The organism is Sodaliphilus sp. (assembly GCF_045598405.1).
In the GTDB taxonomy this organism is placed as follows: Bacteria; Bacteroidota; Bacteroidia; order Bacteroidales; family Muribaculaceae; genus Sodaliphilus; species Sodaliphilus limicaballi.
On the sequence record NZ_JAZLLZ010000150.1, the window covers coordinates 1 to 3,543 of the forward strand.

The window sequence follows — 3,543 nt, forward strand, 5'->3', positions numbered from 1 at the left end:
TGTCGCTGGTTTATTGCTTCGCCGTTTACCGCTAAACTCCCTAAACCGCACGAAGTGCACTAAACCGTGGCTTTAGCCACAATAAACCAATTTTTGTAAGCAAAAATTACTATGCCATTCCCTAACATGACCGAAGTAGCCCGCGTTGACCTGTTCACCGCGGAAGACGAGCTCCGCAGCCGTTACCCCGACGTGCTTGTAGAGCGCATACTGCGTGTGCGTGACATGTACCTGTGGAGCACGGCAAATCCCGAGGCGAAAGACCGTCAGTTCATCGAGACTGATGTGGGTCGCTACGGGATTTCACGAGTCACCGCCTACGCTGACCTTGCGGTGGTGAAGACTCTGCTCCCTACCATCAGCACTTCTTCGCGTGACTATCATCGCTGGCGTTATAATGAAATGATAGTCGAGACATACCAGATGGCGAAGAAACGCAAGGACACGAAGACGATGGAACGAGCGGCTTCGTCTTACGCCAAGTACAACCGCATCGATGTCGAGGACGAGACAGCAGTTCCCTACGATGTCATAGTGGTTCAGCCTTTTACCGCAACCTCGGACCCCTCGGTACTCGGTATCAAACCAATCCCTAATATCCAAGACAAAATCCAGGCGATGCTCAAAAAGTATCGCGCTGAGTCTATGGACATCGAGGATGTGGAGTTTGAGGAAGCAGACCTTGAATTAGATACATTGTTTGACAATACCACCGAGTCTAATGAGTGATGTTTATTTCAACAACCCGCAACGGTTGACTCAGCTAATCGGGGCGCACACGACAGTTATCGTTGCCGGCCGTCGTACTGGCAAGACGGACAGTATTGCTTCGCCTTTCGTGCTTCGTAACATGCAGCGCATGAAAGGTTCTACAGGCGGCATCGTGGTTCCCACTTTCAAGCACGGTCTCACCAACACCTTGCCCGGACTGTTTGCAGCATGGAAGCGTTGGGGATTCCTCAACGGTATCCACTATGTAGTCGGGAGGAAGCCACCCAAGTCATTCGGCAAGCCTATCATAGAGCCTTCGGACTATGAGCATGTGATTACTTTCTACAATGGCTCATGTGCGGTAATTATCTCGCAGGACAGACCAGGATCGTCCAACTCGCTCACTCTGTCATGGCTGCTCGTTGATGAAGCGAAGTTCATAGACTACGAGAAACTGAAGGACGAGACCTTGCCTGCCAACGGTGGCATTAAGTCGTTCTTCGGCAAACACTCCTATAATCACTCGGTCATGATCCTTTCGGACATGCCTCATACTCAGAAAGGCTCGTGGTTCCTCCACTACAAGGAGAAGATGGACCCCGAACTTATTGCCACCATCGAGGCTACTGTCTATGAGATTTGGAATGTCAAGGAAAGGATTCGCAGATACAACAAGAACGGCGAGACTGTGCCTAAGTATTTGCCAAAATACTTGCGGCAACTTGACACAAATCTCAATAAGATGCGTTCGGTGGCGGTTTACTACAAAGAATACAGCAGCATTGAGAATTTGCAACTACTTGGAGAGAACTATATCAAACAGATGAAGCGTGACCTCACGCCCAAGACATTCCAGACTTCTATCCTCTGCATGCCGCTCGGCATAGCGAAGGACGGTTTCTACTCGTCTATGCGTGAGGGTCACAAGTATAACGCCAGTGACTTCTCCGTGCTCGACGAGGAGTTCCGCAGGTTCTCAACTGACCCTCTAAACTCTCAACCCTCCGCTCTCAACTCTCTTGCTGATGCCGATGTAGACCGTTTCGCACCAATATGCATAGGCATGGACTATAACGCCAACATCAACTGGATTGTGGCGGGTCAGCCCGATGGCAGGCGACTCAAAGTCATCAAGTCGTTCTATGTTAAGTTCGAGCGGAAGATTCCTGCTCTGGTCGCTGATTTCTGCACCTACTACGCCCATCACAACAACAAGACCGTGGTGTTCTACTACGACACAACCGCCCTCGGTGCGAACTATGCTGTAAATGACCAGGATTTTCGCTATGTGATTATCCATGAGTTTGAGCGTCATGGATGGCAGGTCATTGATGTCTACATCGGTAACCCGATGCGCCATGACGAAAAGTACCTTCTCATCAACCAAGGTTTTGCCGGTAAACAACGGCTCATGCCGATGTTCAACCGCCAAAACAACGATGACCTGCTTCTCGCCATACAAACGGCTGGTGTTACGCGTGGCCGTCTAGGTTTCCGCAAGGACAAAGGCGGCGAGAAACTTGCAGAGTCAGAAGAAAACCTCCTCGAACACCGCACCGATGGCACTGACGCATTCGACACCCTCTACATCGGCTGCGAGAAATTCCCACAACATTCAATCGGTTTTGTCTCAACATCTGGAGTAGTATGATTTTACATCTTAACATCATTTATCAGAGGTGTACCCCACTTTGGCATATCTGTGCTCTAACTTTATTCATTTTTATGCATACTGTTTTGCACACTAAAAGAAAAATTTTTATGAATACAATTAGAATTGAACAACCATGGGCAACGCTGGTTTGCTCTAGGTTACTTTCGTATTTCGTTATCGATTGCGAAACGCGACCAACTCCAGGACGATATTACGTCCATTGTGTAGAACCGAAGCAATCTACATTCATTCCCTTCGAAGTGATGCAAGAGCTTATTAACCAATCTATGTATGGCAACATTGACTTAGAAAGCATCCCAATCAATCACGTGATTGGATGCGTTGAAATTGGTGAGGTTACGCAAATGGCGAAGAATAGATTTCTTTGCAATGTAGAGTTATCTCGTAATTTCTTTGCCGATTCTGTATTTCCTAAGCAACTAAGTGTCTGGGATGGAGTTATTAGTGTCCCTCTTTGTGACAAAATCTTTGACGAACTTTATGGAGAAAGCATCTTGAATTTTGAACTTACCAAGGCTCTAAGAAAGGAAGTGCTCTATGACTCCTGGGAACTAAAAAACTTGAAATACATCGTTTGCTGTAATGGAGAGCAGAAAAAAATGTTTCAAATTGAATCCGCTTGCATTAAGACAAGGGACATCAAATGTGACTACAATATTTCGCTTAGTTTTCCTTTCAGTCCATTCTGGCATAGCCTGGAAGTCAAATTGGGCAAAGAAATTTATCCAGAAACCATGAACGGATTGCAATTAATTTTGTAACTTTGCATTGTCAACCGATTGTTGACAAAACATCGCGGATAAAAATTCATTAGTCTACCAACTAAAAGAAAAAGTAGGACGTTTCATAAAAGAATATGGTGGATTAGTGCTCTCGTCATATGCGTGGGCGTCTAATCTTCTTATTCTTGGGGTAGTCCTACCTAGTCCCTCTTTTAGGTTGATTTGCGTCCGCGCATTTTATTTGGCATAAATTTTGCTAAAACATTCTATGTACCCTGTAAAATATTATGTATACCTTAATTCCGCAGCACTTTTGTTAACAATTTTTATAATATCCTGAGCAACAAAAAGTTGCCCAGGATTTGGTCATGTCGGTGATTTCACTTAATTTAGTGCGGCAAATAAAACCAAACGAACCACCAACACGACATCGAT

3 protein-coding genes are annotated in these 3,543 nt (G+C 45.9%); all 3 read left to right on the forward strand.

Annotated elements, in window-relative coordinates; all coding sequences use genetic code 11:
• Positions 1-111 precede the first annotated feature (111 nt).
• The 3 genes from ACKI3C_RS10390 to ACKI3C_RS10400 all read left to right on the forward strand — a co-directional run bounded on the left by ACKI3C_RS10390 (position 112) and on the right by ACKI3C_RS10400 (position 3,147).
• Positions 112-729 (forward strand): hypothetical protein, encoded by a 618-nt coding sequence (locus ACKI3C_RS10390; protein WP_407404743.1) that lies wholly within the window; start codon positions 112-114, stop codon positions 727-729.
• Positions 722-2,362: a hypothetical protein gene (locus ACKI3C_RS10395; RefSeq protein WP_407404745.1), complete on the forward strand. Its 1,641-nt coding sequence runs from the start codon at positions 722-724 to the stop codon at positions 2,360-2,362. The genes ACKI3C_RS10390 and ACKI3C_RS10395 overlap by 8 nt, the downstream gene beginning before the upstream one ends.
• Before the next feature lie 110 nt (positions 2,363-2,472).
• A complete protein-coding gene (locus ACKI3C_RS10400) occupies positions 2,473-3,147 on the forward strand; it encodes a hypothetical protein (protein WP_407404747.1) in 675 nt (224 codons plus the stop codon).
• Positions 3,148-3,543 lie beyond the last annotated feature (396 nt).

Bases quoted from the DNA above. Each gene is read 5' to 3' on its own strand.
- ACKI3C_RS10400 (WP_407404747.1), top strand. From the start codon at position 2,473: ATGAATACAATTAGAATTGAACAACCATGGGCAACGCTGGTTTGCTCT.
- ACKI3C_RS10390 (WP_407404743.1), top strand. From the start codon at position 112: ATGCCATTCCCTAACATGACCGAAGTAGCCCGCGTTGACCTGTTCACC.
- ACKI3C_RS10395 (WP_407404745.1), top strand. From the start codon at position 722: ATGAGTGATGTTTATTTCAACAACCCGCAACGGTTGACTCAGCTAATC.